We start from the raw sequence: 22,280 nt of genomic DNA, 5'->3' as shown, positions 1-22,280 counted from the left end.
GGGACATCACCAAGGCCCTGAAGGGCATCGGCAAGATCGACATCCCGGCCCTCCCCGAGAACGCGATCACCCTCCCCAAGGACGCCTTCCGGCTCCCCGACGGCAGCTTCCACCTCCCCGAGGGCACCCCCCTCCCCGAGGGAGCCACAAAACTGCCGAACGGCACCTTCAAACTCCCCGACGACGTCCCCGTCGTCCACGACGGCGCCCACCCCCTGCCGGCTCCGGACGGTACGGGTCCGCTGTACGGGCACCCGGACGGGCACATCGTCGACGGCGACGGCAACGTCCTCATCCACGCCGACGAACTCCACAAACCCCCCGCCACCGCAGCGGGAGCGGGTACGGGCCCGGCAGGCTCCGACCTGCCCCACACTCCCCACCCCACCCGCGAACCCGCCCTCGTCGGCACGGCTCCCCACACCGCCACCGAAACCGCCGCCCACACCGGCGACCACCTCCACCTCGGCAACAGCCTCGACACCCACCTCGGCGACCTCGGCCGCACCGGCGACGACCTGGCTCCCCCGCACCACGGGGACACCACCCCGGACCACACCCCCGGCGGCCACGCGGGCGACCACATGCCCCGCAACGAACTCGACAACCCGCTCCACAACGGCCACGACCACACACCGTCGACGGGCGGCGGCCACCACCCCGAGAACTCGTCCGCCAGCGAACACAGCGGGGGCAGCGGAGGCTCGGACGGCCACGGCACGGGCGGCGGCCATCACGAGCCCCCGTCGACCGGGGGAGCCCAGTCGGCTTTCCCTGAAGACAGGCTCAGCGCGGGTGACACCGCGGACACGCCTGGGCACGGCACAGACGAGGGCACTGTCCACGGTTCCCAGGACCATCAGCACGAGCTGACCATCGAGGAGCGGAAGCGGCTACAGGACGAACACGTCTGGAAGGCCAACCACGACCCGGAATGGCGCGAAGAGAATTACGATAGCCGCGGCCACCGACTGAACAAGCGCAAGATAGTCGATGGCGTCGAATTGCCGATTCTGAAGCAGATGCCCGATGGCAGCTTCATCGCCAAGTACGATATGCCCCATGGCCCCTCTGAAACGAGGTTCGGAAGGACACCGCTCGGCCGTGAAACGGTCGAAGCCCACCGTCTGCCAGATCTCGACAAGATAGCGAAGGATCGATTCGCAGGAATCGAGCTTTCAAGGGCGGAGAAGGCTCATTCCGAGAATCTTTCCATCGAGACGGAGAAGGCTCTAGACGACGCGCAGAAAGCATTTGACGAACAGCTTCAGGGTGAGCCGAACAACAGCAGGCTAGGTGAGAGGCTCGGAGAAGCCGCAGCCCGGGACCATGTAATTCCGAACCTTTTTCCGGACGCCGAACGGATCGAGCTTCCAAAGACGCCCAATGGCGCCAACATGTTCGATGACGTGTATAAATTGGACGACGACGGAGGGTATGCGGTCGTTGAGTCCAAGGCGCCGTCCGCGACTCTGGAGTGGCGCGATGGTGTCGGTGACGTGGCTCAGGGCATGAGAGTCAAACAGGGCACGAAGCCGTACCTTCACACGATTCTCACGTTGATGTGGAAGCGAGGCGGCGAGGACGCGGCAATCGCTGACGCCCTCTTCGATGCCCTGGATGAGGGGAAGCTGCAGTACATGCTGGTACAGGCAACCGAAAACACTGGGACCTACGCTGGTGCTGTACTGGAGCACCTCGACATATAAGGCAGGAGATTCCCAGTGGTACAGCACGTGCCTCGCCATGATCTGCCGGTGGATGATGTCCGACAGAACATGGCGTCGATGGTCGCCAGCAGGAACCGCGTGGTCGACCGCCTTGAGCGATCGGAGATGTCACGCGCTCGGGCTCTGGAGGTCACTCTGACTGTGGCCAAGTCGCTCTGCGCGGAGGATCCGGACGTCGAGGAGTTCGCGACATGGGAGGCGTGGGTCACAGCCATGCAGGTCGGCTCCGCGATCTTCACGTCCGCGGCAGCTTCCGAGGGGCCGGTGGCCTGCCGCATCGGCGTCGACGGCGAGGTGAGAGAACTTCCGGCCACCGGCCCGCAGTTCTACCTGAACGCGGGGTCGTGGGTCACCGCCTGGTACCTCGCCACGATCTGCCGCGAGAACAGCCGCCTGGAACAGCTGGCACGCGTACCCGTGTCGTTCCTGCGGGAGTCCGGCACACAATTCGACGAGTACATGTACGACTGGGTGGCGGCTCTGCAGAGCTTCTGGCTGGGGCATGCGGACACCATGTGGGACAAGGTGGTAGCCGCAGTCACCGGAAGCGACCCTGCCGTCGCACATATCGCCGACAAGGAGCTCCTCCTCAAGATCCTGTACCCGCCGCTCGAGCTCTTTCACCTCTACCAGCGACGTGAGGTCGAGCGATTCAACGAGGCATTGCTCAATGCTGTGACCTGGCACAAGGAATACTGGACCGCCTCCGAAGAACGTGCCCGGAGCAGTGACGGGCTGGTGGCACTGGCCCCGCTCGCACTCGCTTGCATGGCTCGTGACGCCGGCTTCCCCATCGACGTGGAATCCCCGTATCTGCCCATGGAACTTCTACAGTTCGGCTGGGCGGGCGAGGTCGAGCCGTAGTCGGGTGCCTTGATCCCCTTGCAGGCGAAGGACGGCCAGCGGGTTCAACACGTCGGCATCCCTCAAGGAGAAGCGCGTTGGTCGAGAACATCCCCCGCCATCCGTTCCCCACCGGGAACGCGGAAGAGGGCATCGCCATGCTCCAGGAGGACACGCAGGAGCTGGTCGACGGTCTTGAGGAGGACCCGACCGATCTGGGTGATGCCCAGCAGACCGCACTGATTCTGGCCATGTCGCGCTGTCTGCTGGATCCACGGGCGTCGAGCTTCCCCACATGGGACGCCTGGGTGACCGCGATGCAGCTCGGCTCCGCCGTGTTCGCCGCCGCCACGACGGCCGAGGATGCTGTCCGGTGCCGCATCGCGCATGAGGAGCGCACGCTCAAGGCCACGGGAGCGCAGTGGTACGTGACCCCTGGTTCCTGGATCAATGCCTTCTACCTGGCCGTGGTCTGCCGGGAGAAGGAGCGGATCACCGCACTGTGCCAGGTGCCCGTGTCCCTGCTGCGCGAGAACGGTGCCCGCTTCGAGGAGCACCATTACGCCTGGATCGAATCCCTTCAGACCTACTGGCTCGGCGGCCAGGACCTCGTTCAGAAGCTGGTCGCCGCGGTCAACGCCACCGACCCCCAGGTGGTCGCCGATCCGGACACGGTGAACAGGCTGCTGTACCCGCCGATGGAGATGTTCCACCGTTTCGTCCGCGGCGATCGCGAGGGTTTCAACCTTGCCCTCACCCAAGCCCTTCAGTGGCACAAGGAGTATTGGAGCGAGGAGAGCCGGGCTACCCAAGCGTCGGGTTTCGTCGCCCTCGCTCCCCTCGCTGTGGCGTGCATCGCGCACGACGGCGGCATTCCGATCGAGGTCGAGTCCGAGTACCTGCCGCTCGCTCTTCTCGGACGGAACTGGTGCGGCGAATTCCCCACCTGATCCATGCGTCGGCACAACGCTCGTCGCCCTCGGTCTCCTGGCCGTTCTCCGAGGTGGCTGGATCACTCCGAGACCGGTGACCCGCAGGTGCGAAGGCGGCTCGGCCGAAGCCGTGGGAAGCCGACGCCGAGCTGTGGGCGGCGTTCGAGCCGCCGCACGTGCTCCGGTCACCGAGCGATCGTGCGCGATTCCATCCACCGTCTGACGAAGGGAATCTGACGCCATGGCCGAAAGCAGCACCTGGCGGAAGCCGCCCTGTCCCGGTGGCGGTGAAGGCAACGCCCGCGTGGAGATCTCCGGCCGCCCCACCCGTATCGACCACCATGAGTTCCGTACCGGCAACGCGACGGAACTCATGGCACCGATCATCAAGAACACCGCGGACATCCTCGACGGCATCGAGACCTCTGAGGACGACCGCTACGACGCCCTGTCGAGCGCCCTCACCCTCGCGAAGTGGCGGTGCCTGACCGATCCGCGGGCCGCCGAGTTCCCGAGCTGGGAGGCGTGGGTCACCGCGATGCAGGTCGGCAGCGCGCTGTTCGCCTCCGGTACGGCGGAGGAGGGGCCGGTGCCGTGCCGGATCGGCAGCAGGGGCGAGGTCAAGCAGCTCCCCGCGACCGGGCCGCAGGACCATCTGCACCCCGGGAACTGGCTGACCTCCTTCTACCTCGCGGTGATCTGCCGGGAGAACGACCGGGTCGACCGGCTCGCCCACGTACCGGTCTCCTTCCTGCGCGCCTCGGGCGCGGAGTTCGACGAGTACGTCTATGCCTGGGTGGAGACCCTCCAGCACCTCTGGTTCGGCCGCCGGGCCGTCTGGGACACCCTCATCACCGCGATCGACGGGACGGACCCGCGACGGGCCCCGATCGCCGGTCCCGAGCTGATGCTGAAGATCCTCCACCCGCCGCTCGACCTGTTCCAGCGCTATCTGCGCCGCGAGCCCGAGCAGTTCAACGCGGCCCTGACCGACGCCCTGACCTGGCACAAGGAGTACTGGACGGCCAACGAGGCCCGTTCCCTGAGCGGCGAAGGGCTCGTCGCCCTCGCGCCCCTCGCCGTCGCCTGCATGGCCTACGACGCCGACCTGCCCGTCGAGGTCGAGTCCGAGTACCTCCCCCGGGCCCTGCTGAAGCGGTCCTGGGTCGGGGAGTACGGCACCTGAGCCGTCTGTGTCGGTGCTTCTGATTCAGCCGCGCCGCCGGGTGCGGGCCGCTCCCGCTGTCCCCGCCGCCAGAGATGCCAGGGCCGCCAGGGCCGCCAGCGCCGCCGTGCAGCCGCCCAGCAGCATGAGTGTGGGGGCGGAGGTGCGGTCGAGGGTGGCTCCGCCGGTCAGGGCGCCCAGGGAGAGCGTCGCCTGGAAGGAGGCGGTGAAGAGGACCGATGCCGCCTCCGGGGTGTCCGGGGTGCTCTCGGCGAAGCAGGACCGGGAGGCGACGGGGACGGCTCCGTAGGCGATGCCCCAGGTCAGGAGGAGGAGCACGGCGCCCGTTTCGCCGTGGCCCAGGAGCGGCAGCAGGAGGGTCGACGCGGCGATCAGGGCGGCCGCGGTGCCGAGGACGGCACGGGGGTGCCGGGGCGCCCACGCGCCGCCGAGGAAGTTGCCGAGGATGCCGGCGGCCCCGTAGAGCAGCAGGAACGCGGTGACCGTGCCGTCGGTGGCGTGGGTGACCTGGTGCAGGAACGGGGTCACGTAGGTGTAGGCGCCGAAGTGGGCCAGGACGACGAGGAAGGTCAGCAGGAGCGCGCGCCGGGTGCCGGGGCCGCGGAGCAGGCCGCCGAGGACGCGCAGCCGGGTCGCCCGGACCGGCGGGAGCGGCGGCAGGAGCAGGAACAGCATCGCCAGGACGCCGCCGGACAGGACGCCCAGGGCCGTGAAGGCCGTCCGCCATCCGAAGAGGTCTCCGACGAGGGTGCCCAGGGGCACGCCGAGGACGGATCCCAGCGGGACGGCGGAGAAGATCACGGCGGTCGCCCTGCCCGCCGAGGCGGGCGGCACGAACCGTTCCGCCAGTCCCGCCCCGATCGACCAGAAGCCGCCGATCGTGATCCCGACCATGATCCGGGAGACCAGCACCAGCCAGTAGTCGGGTGCCGCGGCGGCGAGGAAGTTCGCCAGGGCCAGCAGGAGCGTGAAGGCGCAGAGCATCAGCCGCCGGTCGAGGCGTGCCGTGGCCGCGGTGACCAGCGGGGCGGCGAGCGCGGCCAGGAAGCCGGGCATGGTCATCGTCAGCCCGGCCGTGCCGTCCGAGACGGTGAAGCCGGCTCCGATCGAGGTCAGCAGGCCGATCGGCAGGATCTCGGTGGTGACGACGGCGAAGAGGCCGAGCGTCACCGCGATCACGGCCGGCCACCCCGGCAGCGGGGATCCGGGGGCCGCGGGGCGGCTGTCGGCCGGGGCGGTGGTGGTTGCGGGCATGGTGGGTGTCCCGTCCTGTGGAGGCAGCGTGATACGCCATCAGTCCAGCAGTGCTCGGGAAGGGGTGCTGGCAGCTCTGCGACAGCACCGTCCCCCTCGCCCCGTCCCCCTCATCGTCGCTGTCGCGTTCCTGCCCGACGCCGGACACATGGCGTGGGTCAGGGCTGCCAGGAGTCCGCGGGCGGGGCCGACGGGACCGCGGGGGCCGGGGTGTACGTCTCCCGGTCCGCGGGGCGGGCGAACGGCCCGGCGTGTTCGTGCATGAGCAGCAGCACCACACCGGCGACGAGCAGCGAGAGGACGATCAGGGCCATGCCGACAGGGTTGTCCGGGTTGTACTCGTAACGGTTCGTGCCGAACTTGCTTCGTCGGAAGACGGGTTCGTCGTCGAAAGGCATCGTCGGACCCTACCCCGGTCGTCTCGTACCCCGGGCACTCCTGATACCCGCCCCCGCGCCGTATGGGAAAGTGTTCTACGCCCATGCCCTGCTGAGAGCCATGGGTGCCGTCGCGGTCACGCCAAGGGGGGTGTCGGCCGGGGCGGGAGACGGCCGGGCGGGGGCCCGGTCGTGCGACGGCCGGAAAGGGCTGCCATGAGCGACGAGATCTACTTCAGCGACAACTACCGTGACCTGTGCGAGGAGCGCGGCACGGGCGCGGGGTTCCAGTTCGAGTTCAGCTGCCAGCGCTGCTACGACACCTGGCGCTCGCCGTTCGAGGCGTACACGGGCGGCAGAGCGGCCAGTTGGGTCGACAAGGGGGTCAGCGCCGCGTGGGGGCTGGTCGGACGGACCGGAAGCAGCGTGTCCAGCGCGGTCGAGGGGCTGGCGGGCGCCGGTTACGGCAAGTCGCGTGACGCCGCGTTCCAGCGGGCGATATCCACCGCCCAGGACCACTTCAACCGGTGCCCGCGCTGTACGCACCACGTCTGCGACCGCTGCTGGAACGCCGGGCAGGGCATCTGCCTCCAGTGCGCCCCCGACACGGCCGCCGAGGCGCTCGCCGCGCAGCAGCGCGGGCTCAACGACGCGGTCAGCGACCGTGCGTACGCCGTCGGTCAGCAGACCGGTCAGCGCTTCGACGTGAACACGCCCCGGCAGCTGGTGTGTCCGCAGTGCCGTACCGAGACCCACGGCACGCCGTTCTGCCCCGGCTGCGGGCTGCGTGTGGCGCAGCCGGACACCTGCGGCTCGTGCAACGGTGAGCTGCCCGCGTCGGGCGCCTTCTGCCCGACCTGCGGCACCCGGCGCTGACCGGAGCGTTCCCGGCCGGGCGCGCGGTGCCGCGCCCGGCCACCGGGCCGGGCCCGCCCGGAAGAGGGGCAGAAGAGCATCAGAAGAGGCTCAGCAGCGCTTCCGCCGGATCGGTCAGGGGCGTGTCGCCGTCCGGGAGCGGGAGTTCGAACCAGACGGTCTTGCCGCGGGGGGTGCGGCGGGAGCCCCAGGCCGCGCTGAGCAGGCCGACGAGCTGGAGGCCGCGGCCGCCCTCGTCGGTGTCGCGGGCGCGGCGGCGGCGCGGCTGGACGAGGCCGGAGTCCCAGACCTCGCAGACCAGGGTGCGGTCCAGCAGCAGCCGCAGCCGGATCTCGCCCTCGCCGTACCGGAGCGCGTTGGTGACCAGTTCGCTGACCAGCAGTTCGGTGGTGTCGACCAGCGGCTCCAGGTCCCAGGCGAGGAGCTGGGTGCGGGCGTACTCGCGGGCCCGGCCGACGCTGCGCGGCTCGCGGGGCAGCGTCCAGTCGCCCACGGAGTCGGCGGGCAGACCCTGGACGCGGGCCATGAGCAGGGCGATGTCGTCCTCGCCGTGGTGGCTGCCGAGCGTGTGGAGGACGTGGTCGCAGACGTCCTCCAGGGGGAGGTTCGGATCGGTGAGCGCGCCGACGAACGCCTGGAGGCCCTCGTCCAGCGGGTGGTCGCGGGACTCGACCAGGCCGTCCGTGTAGAGGGCCAGCAGGGCGCCCTCGGGGAGTTCGACCTCCACCTCCTCGAAGGGCTCGCCGCCGACGCCGAGCGGCAGGCCGGGCGGTACGTCGAGCATGAGCGCCTGCTCGCCCGGTTCGACCAGGACCGGCGGCAGATGGCCCGCGTTGGCGAACGTGCAGCGGCGCGTGACGGAGTCGTAGACCGCGTAGACGCAGGTCGCGAGGTAGACCTCGGAGAGGTCGGCCTCGCGGGGGCGGCGGGCCGCGCGGGTGGCCTGCTGGATCCCGCCGGGTGCGCCGAGGCCGCGGGCGATCTCGTCGAGCTGGGAGAGCACCTCGGCCGGTTCGAGGTCGAGCAGCGCCAGGGTGCGTACGGCGGTGCGCAGTTCGCCCATGGCGACGGCGGCGCGCAGCCCGCGGCCCATCACGTCGCCGACGACGAGCGCGGTGCGGTGGCCGGGCAGTTCGATGACGTCGAACCAGTCGCCGCCGACCTCGCTGGGCCGGCCGGTGGCCGCGTTGCCGGGCAGATAGCGGCAGGCGATGTCCAGGCCGGACGCCTCCGGGTCGCCGGGCGGCAGCAGGGAGCGCTGGAGTATGAGCGCGCGTTCGTGCTCGCGCCGATAGAGGCGGGCGTTGTCGATGCAGACGGCGGCGCGCGCGGCGAGTTCCACGGCGAGGTCGCGGTCGCGGTCCCCGAACGGCTCGCTGCCCTTGGTCCGGGAGAACTGCGCGAGTCCTACGACGGTGTCGTGGGCGACCATCGGGACGGCCAGCGTGGAGTGCACCAGGCCGCCGTCCTCGCCGGGCACGACCTGCGGGCGGGCCGTGCGCAGGGCGTGCGCGCAGCGCGAGTTGAAGGCGTAGTGGTGGACGGCACCCAGTTCGACGGGCGCGCCGGTGGCGGACAGCGGGGCGCCGGAGACCGCGCTGGCGAACGCGACCCGGCGCAGTTCGGCGCTGCCGTCGGCGAGTCCGGGCGGGGTCTCGTCGCCGGCCAGCAGGCCCTGGTACAGGTCGACGGTGGCGAGGTCGCAGAAGCCGGGGACGACGACGTCGAGGAGTTCGCGGGCGGTGGTCTCCAGGTCGAGGGAGTTGCCGATGCGGGCACCGGCCTCGTTGAGGAGGGCGAGATTGCGGCGGGCCGCGGCGGCCTCGCGGGCGGCGGCCCGGCGGGCGGTGATGTCGGTGCCGAGCCAGGCGATGCCGATGGGGCGTCCGCTGCCGCTGTGCACGCGGTAGAGGTTGATGGACCAGTGGCGGCGCTGGTCCGAGCCGGGGACGAAGCCGGTGACGTGCATGTCCGTGATGGACTCGCCGCTCGCCAGGACCCGGCGCAGGGTGGCGGAGACGCGGTCGGCCTCGGCCCGGGGCAGATAGTCGTGGACGCCCTTGCCGCGGTGGTCGTCGGGGCTGCCGCCGAAGGTGGCGGCGAAGCGCTGGTTGGCGCGGCGGATCCGCAGATCGGGGTCGAGCAGCAGGAATCCGAACGGGGACTGACCGAAAATCGCCTGCGAGGCGGCGAGGTCGGTCTCGATGCTGCGCAGGGTGCGGACGTCGACGACGATACAGACGGCGGCCTTGTCGCCCTCGGCGGTGCGGGTCGGCATGACGTACACCTCGGCGAGGCCGCGCGTGACACGCGGCCGGTGCGCGTCGCGTGCGCCGTGGGCGTCTCCCGCCCCGCGTGCACCGCGCGCGCCGCGCGCGCCCCCGGTCCCCATCGCGCTCTCGGTCCCGAGCTCGGTCCCGATCTCGGTGAACGCGCCGTGTTCCGTACGGGAGCGGGGCTCGTCACCGGCCGGTTCGGGCAGGCGGAACGGGACGACCCCGGTCCACTCCCGGCCGTCGAGGATCTCGGCCATCTTGCGCTGGCCCTGCTCGCGCAGATCGGAGTCGATGAACGCCTCGATGGGGTCCATCCCCACGGCGCGTTCGGCCGGAATGCCGAACAACTGCTCGGCGCGCAGGCTCCACTGGTCGACGTGCCCGTCGGGGCCGATGGAGAAGGACGCCACCTTGATGTAGTCGTAGATGGAGCCGGGCGGACTGCTCTGCCACATCGCGTCCACGGGCGGCACACCCTCGACCCCCGCGGGTCCCGCGACGGCCCCGCCGCCCGCGGTCCCCGTCCTCGCGCCGTCCGACGGGTCCTCGGACTCCGTGGCCTTCGCTGGTATCTCGCTCACGCGAACCGTCCCCTCCAGCTCACCGCGTCCGGCACCGGTCACCGGGGGCGGCTGCCCGCAGTATCCAGCACTACGGCGCCGCACAACACGGTGTTCACGATCACAGGAGCATCCCGATGCATTCTGGTCCGGCCCGATCCTTCCTGTGACAACACAACCTGTCTTCTAACCAGGCAACACCCCGTCGAACCCCTCTGCGGACAACCGCCGCACACGAGTGCCGGCGAGGGGCGTCCCGGATGACCCGCTCCGCATCCGTCGTCACCCTTCGTCACGGGCGATCGTCACCGGGCCGGTCGGACCGCCGGAGCGGCCGGGGCCGTGGTGGCCGGGGTGGCCGGCGTGATCGGCGTGACCGGTGTGGTTCGAGCGGCCAAACGGGGCCGAGCCGTTCCGCTCCGGTGAGACGCCGTCACCGGCCGGTGCGGCCGGGTCGTGCGCCCGCACCGCCAGTTCGAACCAGACCGTCTTGCCCGACCGGTCCGGCCGGGTGCCCCAGCGGCGGGAGGAGGCCGCGACCAGTTGCAGACCACGCCCGCTCTCGTCGTCGGGGTGGGCGCGGCGTTCGCGGGGCGGGTCCGGGAGCGGGTCGGAGACCTCGACCAGCAGCACGTGAGGCAGCCCCGCCGGACGCACCAGACGCAGCCCGATGGGGCCGTGCGCGTGCCGCAGCGAGTTGGTGACCAGTTCGCTCACCAGCAGGGCCGCGGTGTCGCCGACACTGTCCAGGGCCCAGGTGCGCAGCTGGCCGCGGACGGCGGCACGGGCCGTGCGCACCGCGCCGGGCTCCGCCGAGAAGGTCCACTCGGCGCAGTCGCCTTCGGAGTCGGTCACGCCGATCACTTCCCGGGCCAGCGAGCCCCCATGTCCGGTTTCATGGGGTTAATGGGCACATACCCGGTATCCAGCGGCCAGTACCGCACTTCCGGGAGCGGTACCCGCCCGGCCGCCCGGAAGCCCGGCCCGCCCCCTCCCGCCCCGCCTCGCTCGCCGAGCACCGGCTCACCTCAATTCGCCACCGGCCCTGAGGTCGTCGAAGAGCAGCTGGTCGACCGGCGGGACCAGCGGGCGGTCCGCGTACGAGAACCAGGCCATCTCCTCGATCTCGCTGCTCACCGCCAACCTCCCCTGATAGTCAGCGGTGTAGCAGCTCATACGCACCACGGCACCACCGGGCAGCTCGGGCACCTCGGCCTCGTACGTGCCCACGTGCAGCGCGCTCGCCGGGTCGAGGAGCACGGTCAGCTCCTCCTCGATCTCACGGAGCAGGGTCTCCAGATCACTCTCCGCGCCCTCCCGTTTGCCGCCGGGGATGTAGAAGACGTCCTTTCCCCGGGGCCTGGCGCAGAGAATCCTGCCGTTCTCCACGCGCACCCACGCCACCGTGTCGATCAGGACCGTCATCACTCCGCCTTCGCCGTCCGGAACCCGCGTCAGGCAGGACCCTACGAGACCGGCACCTGTCACGAGACCGGCACCCGTCACGAGACCGGGGCCCGCACCGGCTCGCCGCCGCACCGGAAGAAGCTCGCCGGAGCGCCGAGGAAGGTCCGCCGACGGCCGAGCAGCAGAGGAAACCGCGGCGGGAACGGCAGCGGAAGCAAGGGAAGTTGAGGAAGCCGGGGAAGCCGAGGAGGGGACAGAGAAGCCGAGGAGGGGACAGAGAGGCGAGAGCGAGGAGAGAAGCGCGGTGCGGGCCTGTGCGCCGGGGCACGCCGGGGCGCGCTCCTCACCGGCGCCCGCTCCGGAGCCGCCCGCAGTGGTGTCCCGGGACGCCGCTTCGGCTCAGCGCTCTTCGAGGCGCTCGACCCAGTAGAGCTGCTGGTGGCCGTGGCTCTGGAGGCTGCCGACGGTCTCCTCGGCCTCGTCGCGAGTGGCGTATCTGCCCACGCGGTAGCGGTTGCCGTTGTCGTCCTGCCGGACGACCAGCCAGGGAAGAGTGACCGTACTGTCGTTCATCCCGCCCCCACTGCTCCTTTCCGCCCGGCGCGTGCTCCGCGCGCGCCCGACCGCGTCCGGCTTACGGCCTTCTGCCGTGCCTCCGCCTGCCGCGGAAACCGCAGCTCGCATATGCCCGAGCCTACGCCCAACCTTCACTCAGCGGATACGGGTTTTCACAAAGAGGTATGCAACCGGCCAATCCACAGGGGGCGCACGGGGACGAACGCGCCGCACGCGGACATGAGGGGCGCACGGTCGCAAGCCTCGCGCCGTCGGCCGGTGCGCGCGGCGACGACCTGCGAGAACGGCCGGAATCCAGCGTCGTGGGGGCCGGGCGCACACCTCGCGGGCAGGCCGGGACGGAGGCATACGCCGACCGAACCGCACCAGGGGGCGCGCACCACCCCGCCCGCGCCGCGCCGCACGCCGGTGACGTGAGCGCGCCGGGGATACCGCGGAGACGTCAGAGACGGCAGAGGCAGGCTGTTACTTCACGGGCAGGTGGTACGACACCCGGTAGCGGTCGGCGGGGATCACCACGTCGGCCGTCTCCACAGCGCGGCCGGAGGCGTAGAAGGTGCGCTGGACGACCACGACGACATGGCCGGGGACGCCGCCGAGGGTGAGCAGTTCCTCGGCGAGGCCGGGGCGGGCGCCGACCTCCTCGGTGACGTTGTCCACGACGATGTCGATGGCGCGCATGCGCTCCACGACGCCCATGCCGCCGAGCGGGCCCTCCTCCGGGAGCATGACCGGGGTGCGGCCGGTGAGGGCGAGCGGTTCCCAGGAGGTGGAGAGCATCATCGGCTCGCCCGCGTCCCGGAACACGTACCTGGTGCGCATCACGCGGTCGCCGGGCTTGATGCCGAGCCGGTCGGCGATCGCGCCGCCCGCCTCCGCCTGCGCGCTGCTCGACTCCCAGGTGCCGCGCGCGTCGGCGGCCGCCTGCTCCTGCCGGAACGGGGTGGCGCCGCCGGCCGGGCGGTAGCCGGAGCGGGCGACCCGGCGCGGCGCGGGCCGCTCGCGCACATACGTCCCCGAGCCGGAGCGGCCCTCGACCAGGCCCTCGGCCATCAGCACCTTGCGCGCTTCCAGGGCGACCGTGTCCGAGACGCCGTACTCCTCGCGGATCCTGGCCTGGGAGGGCAGCCGGGTGTGCGGGGGCAGCAGACCGTCGACGATCTTCTTGCGGAGGTCGCCCGCGACGCGCAGATACGCCGGCTGCTCACCGAAAGTCACTGGCCACTCCCATCAGGTTGCACAGACAGCAACAGGGTGGCAACCGTAGGTTGTGACTTGCAAGTCGAGGCCAAGGAATCACTCGAAGTGATGAGTTGTGGGGTCGGGGGGCTTTACGCAGGCACTTTCTCCCCGGTATGGGAACCGCCGTACGGGGGCTCCGCACCGCATGTCTCAGCCGTCTCCCCGACCGCACACCGGTCCTCGACGGCGCACCCGGCAGCCGGGACCACAGCCTTGCGCTCGGTGACGGCCACCGAGCGCAAGGGCAGAGGGCCCACCGGGCGCAAGGGCAGAGGACAGGGGCAGAGGGCACCGACGGCGGGCGCGTCGGCCGTGTCCGGGCCGGGATCTAGCCGCGGGACGCCAGCAGTGCCGCGCGCAGCGCCTTCTTGTCGGTCTTGCCGACGGTCGTCCGGGGCAGGGAATCGGCGACCGAGTAGGAGGCAGGCGTGTAGAGGGTGCCGAGGGCGTCGGTGATCGCCCGGGTCAGCCCGGGGAGGTCCGGGGTACCGGCCGGATTCTCGGGCACCAGGACGACGTGCACGGTCTCCTGGTCGTCGGCGCCCGGCAGACCGACGGTGGCGGCCTCCCGGACGCCGGGCTGCGCGGCGAGGAAGTCGTCGAGGAGACGGGAGTAGACGTTGTCGGCCGTGGCGCCGGTCACGATGATGTCCCGCGCCCGGTCGACCAGGTACAGATAGCCGTTCTCGTCCGCGCGCGCGATGTCCCCACTGCGGAACCAGCCCTCGTCGTCGAGCACCTCGGCGGTACGCTCCGGGTCCTTCCAGTAGCCCTCCATGACCGTGCCGCTGCGCACGTGCAGCTCACCGGGGTGCCCCACCGGCACCGGCTTGCCGTCCTCGTCGCGCAGCTCCACCTCGACACCGGGCCCCGGGCGGCCGCAACTGGTCAGCGACTCGGGGCGGCCGAGGTCGTGCTCCTGCGAGGTGAGCTGGGTGACGAGCGCGTTCTCCGAGGCGCCGTAGATCTGGTCCAGCACTGGCCCGAAACGTTCGATCGCCTGTTCAAGGCGCGCGGGGGAAGCCGCCGCTCCGGTGTAGTGGAGTGTCGTCAGGGCGGGGAAACGGCCGGGTACGCAGTCCGGGTGGTCGAGCAGCTCGTACAGCATGGGCGTCACCACGATCACCCGGGTGACGCGCTCGCGCTCCATCACCGACAGGGCCGTACCGGCGTCGAAGGACCTCAGCAGCACGACGGTGTGGCCGCTCAGGAGGCCCACCAGGAAGGTGCCGTGGCCGCTGGTGTGCGTCACCAGCGTGCAGACCAGCAGTACGAGGCCGTCCGACGCGTCATCGGCGTACGCGCTCGCGGCCCGCACATAGGTGTCGTAGTAGCCGCTGCGGTGGACCACGAGCTTGGGCAGCCCGGTGGTGCCGCCCGTGTAGAGGAGCGTGGCGACGCTCCGCCCGTCGGCGGCCTCGTCCGGCGACAGGCCCGTACGGCCGGATGCCGACGCCAGGAAGTCCTCCGCGGTGGAGGACGGGCCGACGCCGAGGAGGTGCGGAATGCCGACCCGGCCCGCGATCTGCCGGGTCCGCTGCGCGAACACCGGGTCGAACAGCAGCATCTTGACGTCCGCGCGCCGGACGAGCGCTTCGAGTTCGCCGTTGCCGGGCTCCGGCGGCACGAAGACCAGCCGGCAGCCGGTGAAGTGGACGGCCAACTGGAGCAGCAGCGCCTCCGGAGAGTTCTCCACGAACAACGCGACGCCGTCCCCCTCGGCCAGTCCCCTGCTCCGCAGAGCCGCGGCGAAGCGCAGCACCGTGGCGGCGGCCTCGGCGCCGCTGATCCTCCGCTCCCCGGCGACGATCGCGTCACCGTCGCCCCTCGCGGACAGCCGTCGCAGCACCGAGACCGTGTAGTTCTCGCCGACAGTGACCATGCTTCCCCGTCCCCTTCATACGTGTCATACGCGTCATACGTGTCGCACGTTTCTTGCACGAGTTGAGTTGTGTGAGTTCGCCTCTCGGGGTGCGTCGGCCTCCGGCCGACCGCCCTTCACCAACCGTGGGCGGGCGGGAAAAAGTTCACCGGGGTGGTGCGCGGACCGCCGGATCCGGCCTCGGCGGGCCCGCCGGGATCGGGGCCCGGCTCCCGGCCGATCGGCCGCACAGGCCCTAACCTGCCCCCATGAGCCCTCTGCCGGACCGCTACTGCCCCACCGACGGCGTCCGGGTGCCCAGTGACTCGCTCGCCTGGTGCTGCCCGTCCTGCCACGGCCCGCTGGATCTCGACTTCGCGCCCACCCCGGCGCCGCTGAAGTCGCTGAGCGGCCGGGTGAACTCGCTGTGGCGGTACGCGGAGACGCTGCCGCTGGCCCAGCCGACGGTCTCCCTGGGCGAGGGCCGTACGCCGCTGGTGACCCTGACGGACGAGGTGTCGGCGAAGCTGGACTACCTGATGCCCACGCTGTCCTTCAAGGACCGGGGCGCGGTGCTGCTGGCCCAGCTGGCGCAGCGCGTCGGACCGACCCGGGTGGTCGCGGACAGCAGCGGCAACGCGGGCACCTCGATCGCCGCGTACTGCGCCCGCGCCCGCCTGCCCTGCACGGTGTACGTCCCGCTGGGCACGTCCGCGAAGAAGCTGGAGCAGATCGAGGCGCACGGCGCCCGCCCGGAGGTGGTCGACGGCGACCGGGAGGCGGCGGGCGCGGCGGCCCGGCGGGCGGCGGACGAGCCGGGCACGTTCTACGCCTCGCACGTCTACAACCCGTACTTCCTGCACGGCACCAAGACCTACGTCCACGAGCTGTGGGAGGACCTGGGCGGCCGGCTGCCCGATGTGCTCGTCCTGCCCGTGGGCAACGGCACCCTGCTGCTGGGCGCGGCGCTGGCGATCGCCGAGCTGCACGGAGCGGGCCTGCTGGACCGGCGTCCGGCGCTGTGGGCGGTGCAGGCGGCGGCGGTGGCACCGCTCGCGCACGCCTGGCAGGAGGGCGCGGACGGACTCGTCGGCGACACCACCCTCTCCCCCACGTACGCCGAGGGCATCGCCATCCCCCGGCCGCCGCGCGCCCGGCAGATCCTGCGCGCGGTACGCGGCTCGGGCGGCACCTTCCTGACCGTCTCGGAGGACCGGATCCGGCACGCGCAGCTCGACCTGGCCTCGCAGGGGCTGTACGTCGAGTCGACGAGCGCGGTGTGCTGGGCGGCCGTGCGCGAGGGCGCGCTCGGCGGCAGGTCGGCGGTGGTGCCGCTGTGCGGGGCGGGCCTGAAGTCGGGCCTGGCGCGGGCCTGAGACCGGGCCCCGTCCGGGCGTGGCCCTCACCCCGGCCGGAGCGGCGCCTATCCATGCCGTACGTACGCATATGCATGTACGTACGCCACGAGGGCCCGGTGCGACCCGGCCGGACGGCGGGGGTCGTACCGGGCCCTCGTGCCCGCGTGCCCTCGGGCCCGCGGGGGTGCCGACGGGCGGCTCAGAACTCGTCGGCGCCGTTGCGCAGCTCGTAGGTCCAGTAGCCGGTCTTGGCGACCGCCTCGTCGACCGCGAGGCCGCCGGACGGGGCGTGCACGACGATAGTGCCCTCGGCGGGGCCGTCGGCGGCGAAGAAGTTCACGTCGAACTCCTTGACGACCTTGTTGTCCTCGTGCGCGCCGCCGTTGGCGACCCGGACGTTGGCGTACGCCGCCTGGCCGGGCTCCAGGACGACGGGGACCAGCGACTTGCTCTTGGCGACGGCCGGGATGTCCTTGGCGGTCTGGATGGGGCCGAAGGCGAGCAGCGGGTACTTCAGCAGGTGGCAGGTGCGGGAGGACTTGTTGGTCGCGGTGAGCATGATGTGCTCGGTGGGCGTCTCGTCGGCCTTCTCCATCGTGACCTTCATGTCGCTGAAGGTGCAGGCGGGGGAGTTCGCGCCGGACTTGCCGGAACCAGAACCGGAACCGGAGCCCGAACCGGCGCCGGTGCCGGTGCCGGAGCCCGAGCCGCCCTTGTTCTTGGCGGCGGCGTCGGAGGCGGTCCCGGAGTTCGAGGAGCCGGACTTGCCGGAACCGGAGGCCGAGGAGGACGAGGAGGACGAGCCGGAGCCGGCCGTCCCGGAGGTGCCGGAGGTCGCGGCGGCGGTGGCGGAGTCCGTGGCCTGCTGCGAGGCCGCGGCCTTCCCCTCGTCCTTGGTGCCGTCGCCGCTGCCGCAGGCGGTCAGGCCCAGGGAGAGGGCGGCGAAGGCGGCGGCGGCCAGGACGGTGTGCTTGCGGTGGTTGCGCATGGTGGGTTCTCCCCCGAGGCGGTGTGAAGCTGACATGGACGGCACCTGTGTCCCCGGACGTCCCGGTGCCCGGTGTCCCGCGCTCGGTGCCATGTACACAGCTTCGGCGTCCGCGCTGCCGTCCTGCTTACGTCCCGCTAACGCTTCGCTGCCAGCAGGGAGAGCAGCCGCGTCGCACGCTCCGAACCCTGGGTGAACCCGGCCGCCTCGGACGCCGCCGCCGCCTGCCGGAACTCGTCCGCGGCCTCGGCGGTCCGGCCCAGCCCGGCCAGGGCCTCGCCGCGCAGGATCCGCAGCTGCGCCCGGCCGACGACGGCGTGCGGCGAGACCAGCTCGGTGGCGCGCAGGGTGTGGGCCATGGCGGCCTCGTGGGCGCCGGTGCGCAGGCAGTACTGGGCCAGGTGCTGGAGGGCCAGCACCTGGGTGGCGGGGTGGCAGGTGCTGTCGGCGAGGGCGACCGCGCGGGTCATCAGCTCCCCGGCCCGCAGGCTGTCCCCGGTGGCGTCCAGGGCGGCGGCGAGGTTGACGCAGGCGATGGCCTCGCTGATGGCGTCGCCCGCGCGGGCGGCCAGTTCGGGTGCCGACTCCAGGTGGACCAGGGCCTCGGCGTCCCGGCCCTCCTCGTGCAGGATCCAGCCGAGCAGGGCCCGGGTCCGCGACTGCGCGTCCAGGTCGCCCTCGTGCTCGGCGGAGGCGAGTCCGGCCTCCAGCAGCGGGGTCCAGCCGTCGGTGATCCGCCACAGCATCAGCGGCCACTGCACCAGGGCGAGCCGCCAGGCCCGGTCGTGCAGGCCGAGGGCGGCGGCCGCGGCCACGGCGCCCTCCAGCGCGGGGCGCTCGGCCGCGTACCAGGCGAGGGCGGCGGACCGGTCGTCGAACTCCCGGGTGGCGGCGGGGCGGCGGGCGTCGGCGGGCAGCGCGTAGCAGGGCTGGGACCCGGGTTCGGCGGCCGCGTCGGCGGCAAGCCCGGTGAACAGGTAGTGGTCCAGCAGGCGGCGCAGGCCCTCGGGGTCCGCCTGCGGGGCGAGGTGGCGGGCGTAGAGACGGACCAGGTCGTGCGGGGTCCAGCGGCCGGGGACGGACTCGGTGAGCAGATGGGCGGCGGCGAGCCGGTCCAGATCGGCACCGGCCTGGGCGGGGGTGGTCCCGGCGAGCGCGCTGGCGGCGAACCGGTCCAGGTCGGAGCCGGTGTGCAGGCCGATGGCGCGGAACATGCGGGCGGCGGGCTCGGGCAGTTGCTGCACGGTGAGGTGCAGGGCGGCGGAGACGCCGGTGTCCTCGACGTCGAGCAGGGCGAGGCGGCCGTGCTCGTCGGCGAGTTCGTGGGCCATCGCGCCCAGCGTCCACTGGGGGCGTTGGGCGAGCCGGGCGGCGGTGACGCGCAGGGCGAGCGGCAGCCCGTCGCAGAGCCCGGCCAGCCGCGCGGCGGCCTCGGGTTCGGCGGCGATCCGGTCCTCGCCGAGCACGCTGGCGAGCAGCGCCTCGGCGTCGGCGGCCGGGAGGTGGGCGAGCGGCAGCGGCCGGGCGGCGTCGGAGGCGATGAGGCCGCCGAGCCGGTCCCTGCTGGTGACCAGCGTGACGCAGTGGTCGCCGCCGGGGAGCAGCGGTCTGACCTGCTCGGAGGAGCGGGCGTTGTCGAGGACGACGAGCAGCCTGCGGCCGTCGGTGAGGGTGCGGAACAGCGCGCCGCGCGCGGCGGTGGTCTCGGGCACGCGCTGCGGGGCGACGCCCAGGGCCAGCAGGAACTCCCGCAGCACCGTTCCGGCGTCGGGCGCCGGGGTGTCGCTGAAGCCGCGCAGATCGGCGAAGAGCCGCCCGTCGGGGAAGGCGGCGCCGTGCTGGTGGGCCCAGTGCAGGGCGAACGCGGTCTTGCCGACCCCGGCGGCCCCGGTGATCAGGCAGACGGGCGCGTCGGTGGCGGTGACGGCCCGGCCGAGCGCGGCCAGTTCCCGGTCCCGGCCGGTGAAGCCGCGCGGCGGCCGGGGCAGCAACTGCGGTACGGGCGGATCGGCGTGCGGCGGGGCGAGGTGGCCTGCGGCCGGGAGGGACTGGGGGGTGGCGTACTGGGGGTGGGGGACGTACGGCGGTGCGGACGGGGACCCGGACGGTGGTCCGGGCGGGGAGGTGGGCTGCGGGAGGGAATCGGCGGGCGGGGCGGACGGGGCGGTCACGGTGGGTGCGGCAGCTGGCCCGGAGGCCGGTCCGGAGGCCGGTCCGGCGGTGTGTCCGGCGGTGTGTCCGTCGACCGGTTCAGCGGCCGGTCCCGCGGTCGGCGGGGTGGCGGCCCCGGTGGCCGCTCCGGCGGTGGCTCCCTCGGTGCCCGCGGCTTCGGCGGCGCCCGGGGCGGGAGCGGCGGCGGCCCCGGCGGCAGTACCGGTGGCGGTACCGGCCGAGGTGCCCGCCGTGGATCCTGTCCCGGATCCCGCCGTGGATCCTGCCGCGGATCCCGCCGCGGGCCCGGTGGCCGGTTCCGCGGCCGTACGGGCGGGCAGCGGCGCGGGGTCGGCGGCGCGCAGCAGAACGGCGTAGGCCTCGGTGAGCGCGTCGCCGGGGTCCACGCCGAGTTCGTCGGCGAGCAGCCGCCGGGTGCGGTGGTACCAGTTGATCGCGTCGGACTGCCGTCCCGAGCGGCCCAGGGCCAGCATGAGGGCGGCGGCCAGCGACTCCCGCAGCGGATGCGCGACGGCCTCGGTGCGCAGTACGGCGGCCGCCCTGCCGTGCTCGCCGAGCTGCCCGTACGCCTCGGCCAGCGCCTCCACCGAGGCGAGCCGCAGGTCTTCGAGGCCACCGGCCGCCGCCTCCAGCGGACCGCTGCGCACCGTGCCGGTCAGGGCGGGGCCCTGCCAGCAGGCGAGCGCCTCGCGCAGCATGCGTACGGTGTCGGCGGGCCGGCGCTGCACGCGGGAGAGGGCGACCAGTTCCTCGAAGCGGTGGGCGTCCACCAGGGACTCCGGCATCTGGAGCTCGTAGGCCGCGCCCTGAGTGGTCAGCTCGACGCCGTACTCGCGGGCGCCGTGGTCGGCGAGCAGGGCGCGCAGCCGCGAGACGTGCCCTTGCAGGACCGTCTTGAAGTGGGTGGGCGGTTCGTCCTCCCACAGCGCGGCCGTGAGCTGGTCGACGCTGACCGCGGTGTTGGGCCGCAGCAGGAGCATGGCCAGCAGACTGCACCGTTTCACGGGACCGGGGGCGAAGTCTCCGTTCTCCGTCACCACGGCGACGGATCCGAGCAGCCGGAACTCCACCCTGTGTACCTCCTGATCCGCGGCCCCGTCCCGTGCCGAGGATACGTGGGAAGCCCGCCCGTACCGTCCCCCACCTGCCGATCCCGGGCACGGGAACGGACGGGCGGCGGCACCCCGCCGCTCCGCGTTCCCCGGCGGGCGGCCCGACCGCGGCCATATCACCGCGTTATGGCCGGATGGGAGTACCCAAGCGGCTCTCCCGTCCGGAAGGTTGTGTCATGCCCACGTCGACAATTGCCTCCGGGCGGCGTACGGCGCGGGCCCGGCCCACAAGGCCGTCGTCACCTTCTTCCCCACCCGCCCGCACACGTCCACCGACGTGTCCTCCGGATCGAGGAATCTTGCGCATATCCCGACTCGCGCCCGCACTCGCCGCAGCCGCCGTCTCCGTCCTGGCCCTGCTCGCCCCCACGGCGAGCGCCGCCCCGGCCACGCCCCCCACCACCACCGCCCCGCAGCCCATCATCGGCGGCGGCTACGCCTCCAGCGGCCCCTGGGCGGCCCGGCTGTACGCCAACGGCCAGGAGAGCTGTTCGGCCACGATCATCGCGCCGACCTGGATCCTCACGGCCAAGCACTGCGTCTCCGGCGGCTCGCTGTCGTTCCGCGTCGGCAGCCTGGACCAGTACAGCGGCGGCACCACGGCCAACGGCGTGCAGATCTACACCCACAGCGCCGATCTGGCCCTGGTCCGCCTGGACCGCTCGGTGTCCACCACGTACGCCACCCTCGGCCAGCCCGGCACGGTACGCGTCGGCCAGAGCGTCCAGGTCTACGGCTGGGGCGCCACCTCCCAGTGCGGCTCCGAGATCAACTGCCAGTCCCGCTACCTCAAGGTCGCCAATGTGACCGTGAGCGGCGGCTGCACCGACGCCTACGGCGGCTCCGCGATCTGCGCCTCCCGCGGCAACGGCATCACCGCCGGCGGCGACTCCGGCGGCCCCATGATGGCCGGCGGCGTCCAGGTCGGCGTCGCCTCCACCAGCGACCGCCAGTCCACCACGGCGTACGCCAACGTCACGGCGTACCGGTCGTGGATCCAGTCGATCGCGGGGGTCTGAGGGCCCGTCGGCGACACGTTCGGCCCGGCGCCGGGCCCCTTCCGTCGCCGGGCTGGGGGCCGCTCGGCCGAGCCAGCGGGGCACTCGAGGCGTTAACTCCTTGACCGGGCCACCCGGGAATGGGTTAGCGTTTTCCCGCATCGCGCCTCCTCCTCGGAGGGTACGGGCGACGACCTGCGAGACCCCGGCCCTTCCGGTTGGGTGACGCGGCCCCAAGGAGCGCTCCCGGCGGGAGCCACCAGGCGTCCGTCACCGGTAACAACCGAAGGGGACGCGTTTCTATGGCTGCCGTCGAGTACACGCCGAAGCACCGCATCTGGGTTCGTGATGTCCTGGTGGGCATCATGGCGAGCCTCGGCTCGAACCTGGTGTGGGCGCTGACGCAGGCCGTAGTGCACCGCCTCGGCTGACGCCGGGCGGCGGGCGGGCCCCCAGGGCCCGCCCTCACCCCTGCCCGGACCGCCGTTACGCTACGAAGCGACCTCGCGGCCCGCCGGGCTTCCCCCTCCGC

16 protein-coding genes and 2 pseudogenes are annotated in these 22,280 nt (G+C 72.3%); 8 read left to right on the top strand and 10 right to left on the bottom strand.

From position 1 onward, the window contains the following. The 4 genes and pseudogenes from B086_RS0104465 to B086_RS0104450 form a co-directional block, all read left to right on the top strand. Positions 1–1,709 (top strand): annotated as a pseudogene (locus tag B086_RS0104465) (hypothetical protein); the annotation flags it as partial. A 15-nt stretch (positions 1,710–1,724) separates the two neighbouring features. Further along, the gene (locus tag B086_RS0104460) at positions 1,725–2,594 is read left to right on the top strand and encodes an immunity 49 family protein (RefSeq protein WP_018565203.1); all 870 of its coding nucleotides are present in this window, start codon (positions 1,725–1,727) and stop codon (positions 2,592–2,594) included. Between the two features lie 77 nt (positions 2,595–2,671). Further along, positions 2,672–3,523: an immunity 49 family protein gene (locus B086_RS0104455; RefSeq protein ID WP_018565202.1), complete on the top strand. Its 852-nt coding sequence runs from the start codon at positions 2,672–2,674 to the stop codon at positions 3,521–3,523. A 223-nt stretch (positions 3,524–3,746) separates the two neighbouring features. Further along, on the top strand, positions 3,747–4,691 hold the full coding sequence (locus B086_RS0104450; RefSeq protein ID WP_018565201.1) for an immunity 49 family protein: 945 nt from the start codon (positions 3,747–3,749) through the stop codon (positions 4,689–4,691). Between the two features lie 24 nt (positions 4,692–4,715). On the opposite strand, the gene B086_RS0104445 is transcribed toward B086_RS0104450, so the two are convergent. Both B086_RS0104445 and B086_RS0104440 read right to left on the bottom strand, forming a co-directional pair. Then, a complete protein-coding gene (locus tag B086_RS0104445; RefSeq protein WP_018565200.1) occupies positions 4,716–5,945 on the bottom strand; it encodes an MFS transporter in 1,230 nt (409 codons plus the stop codon). 158 nt (positions 5,946–6,103) lie between these two features. Next, positions 6,104–6,343: a hypothetical protein gene (locus B086_RS0104440; RefSeq protein ID WP_018565199.1), complete on the bottom strand. Its 240-nt coding sequence runs from the start codon at positions 6,341–6,343 to the stop codon at positions 6,104–6,106. A 195-nt stretch (positions 6,344–6,538) separates the two neighbouring features. Here B086_RS0104440 and B086_RS0104435 point away from each other — a divergent pair, with 195 nt between their 5' ends. Beyond that, positions 6,539–7,198 carry a zinc ribbon domain-containing protein gene (locus B086_RS0104435; RefSeq protein WP_018565198.1) on the top strand — a complete coding sequence of 220 codons (660 nt, stop codon included), beginning with the start codon at positions 6,539–6,541 and terminating at the stop codon, positions 7,196–7,198. Positions 7,199–7,277: 79 nt separating this feature from the next. On the opposite strand, the gene B086_RS0104430 is transcribed toward B086_RS0104435, so the two are convergent. The 6 genes and pseudogenes from B086_RS0104430 to B086_RS0104405 form a co-directional block, all read right to left on the bottom strand. Continuing rightward, a complete protein-coding gene (locus B086_RS0104430) occupies positions 7,278–10,055 on the bottom strand; it encodes a SpoIIE family protein phosphatase (protein WP_018565197.1) in 2,778 nt (925 codons plus the stop codon). Positions 10,056–10,499: 444 nt separating this feature from the next. After that, a pseudogene (locus B086_RS39105) lies at positions 10,500–10,933 on the bottom strand (ATP-binding protein); the annotation flags it as partial. A 124-nt stretch (positions 10,934–11,057) separates the two neighbouring features. Next, positions 11,058–11,459 (bottom strand): NUDIX hydrolase, encoded by a 402-nt coding sequence (locus B086_RS0104420; protein WP_018565195.1) that lies wholly within the window; start codon positions 11,457–11,459, stop codon positions 11,058–11,060. A 381-nt stretch (positions 11,460–11,840) separates the two neighbouring features. Beyond that, complete coding sequence (locus B086_RS44505; RefSeq protein ID WP_018565194.1) at positions 11,841–12,014, bottom strand: SPOR domain-containing protein; 174 nt, start codon at positions 12,012–12,014, stop codon at positions 11,841–11,843. A gap of 468 nt (positions 12,015–12,482) precedes the next feature. Next, a complete protein-coding gene (locus B086_RS0104410) occupies positions 12,483–13,235 on the bottom strand; it encodes a GntR family transcriptional regulator (protein WP_018565193.1) in 753 nt (250 codons plus the stop codon). A 352-nt stretch (positions 13,236–13,587) separates the two neighbouring features. Next, entirely contained in the window at positions 13,588–15,141 is a 1,554-nt protein-coding gene (locus B086_RS0104405) for an AMP-binding protein (protein WP_018565192.1), read from the bottom strand. Positions 15,142–15,389: 248 nt separating this feature from the next. Between B086_RS0104405 and B086_RS0104400 the strand changes: the two genes are divergently transcribed. Then, positions 15,390–16,496 carry a pyridoxal-phosphate dependent enzyme gene (locus tag B086_RS0104400; protein WP_018565191.1) on the top strand — a complete coding sequence of 369 codons (1,107 nt, stop codon included), beginning with the start codon at positions 15,390–15,392 and terminating at the stop codon, positions 16,494–16,496. A gap of 181 nt (positions 16,497–16,677) precedes the next feature. On the opposite strand, the gene B086_RS45865 is transcribed toward B086_RS0104400, so the two are convergent. Together B086_RS45865 and B086_RS45280 are read right to left on the bottom strand one after the other, a co-directional pair. Beyond that, on the bottom strand, positions 16,678–17,502 hold the full coding sequence (locus B086_RS45865) for a DUF4232 domain-containing protein (RefSeq protein WP_267880881.1): 825 nt from the start codon (positions 17,500–17,502) through the stop codon (positions 16,678–16,680). A 101-nt stretch (positions 17,503–17,603) separates the two neighbouring features. After that, positions 17,604–20,708: an AfsR/SARP family transcriptional regulator gene (locus B086_RS45280; RefSeq protein ID WP_018565189.1), complete on the bottom strand. Its 3,105-nt coding sequence runs from the start codon at positions 20,706–20,708 to the stop codon at positions 17,604–17,606. 341 nt (positions 20,709–21,049) lie between these two features. On the opposite strand from B086_RS45280, the gene B086_RS0104385 reads away from it, so the two are divergent. Both B086_RS0104385 and B086_RS45275 read left to right on the top strand, forming a co-directional pair. Further along, entirely contained in the window at positions 21,050–21,769 is a 720-nt protein-coding gene (locus B086_RS0104385; protein WP_018565188.1) for a S1 family peptidase, read from the top strand. A gap of 281 nt (positions 21,770–22,050) precedes the next feature. Further along, the gene (locus B086_RS45275) at positions 22,051–22,179 is read left to right on the top strand and encodes a DUF6408 family protein (RefSeq protein WP_018565187.1); all 129 of its coding nucleotides are present in this window, start codon (positions 22,051–22,053) and stop codon (positions 22,177–22,179) included. Positions 22,180–22,280: the final 101 nt, after the last annotated feature.

Origin of the sequence: Streptomyces sp. PsTaAH-124 (assembly GCF_000373685.1) — a bacterium.
In the GTDB taxonomy this organism is placed as follows: Bacteria; Actinomycetota; Actinomycetes; order Streptomycetales; family Streptomycetaceae; genus Streptomyces; species Streptomyces andamanensis.
The sequence above is the reverse complement of the archived record's forward strand: the minus strand, read 5'-3'. Positions and strand labels throughout refer to the sequence as shown.

Coding starts and splice junctions, on each gene's coding strand:
- B086_RS0104450 (WP_018565201.1), top strand. CDS start 3,747: ATGGCCGAAAGCAGCACCTGGCGGAAGCCGCCCTGTCCCGGTGGCGGT.
- B086_RS0104445 (WP_018565200.1), bottom strand. CDS start 5,945: ATGCCCGCAACCACCACCGCCCCGGCCGACAGCCGCCCCGCGGCCCCC.
- B086_RS0104440 (WP_018565199.1), bottom strand. CDS start 6,343: ATGCCTTTCGACGACGAACCCGTCTTCCGACGAAGCAAGTTCGGCACG.
- B086_RS0104435 (WP_018565198.1), top strand. CDS start 6,539: ATGAGCGACGAGATCTACTTCAGCGACAACTACCGTGACCTGTGCGAG.
- B086_RS0104420 (WP_018565195.1), bottom strand. CDS start 11,459: ATGACGGTCCTGATCGACACGGTGGCGTGGGTGCGCGTGGAGAACGGC.
- B086_RS44505 (WP_018565194.1), bottom strand. CDS start 12,014: ATGAACGACAGTACGGTCACTCTTCCCTGGCTGGTCGTCCGGCAGGAC.
- B086_RS0104405 (WP_018565192.1), bottom strand. CDS start 15,141: ATGGTCACTGTCGGCGAGAACTACACGGTCTCGGTGCTGCGACGGCTG.
- B086_RS0104400 (WP_018565191.1), top strand. CDS start 15,390: ATGAGCCCTCTGCCGGACCGCTACTGCCCCACCGACGGCGTCCGGGTG.
- B086_RS45865 (WP_267880881.1), bottom strand. CDS start 17,502: ATGTCAGCTTCACACCGCCTCGGGGGAGAACCCACCATGCGCAACCAC.
- B086_RS45275 (WP_018565187.1), top strand. CDS start 22,051: ATGGCTGCCGTCGAGTACACGCCGAAGCACCGCATCTGGGTTCGTGAT.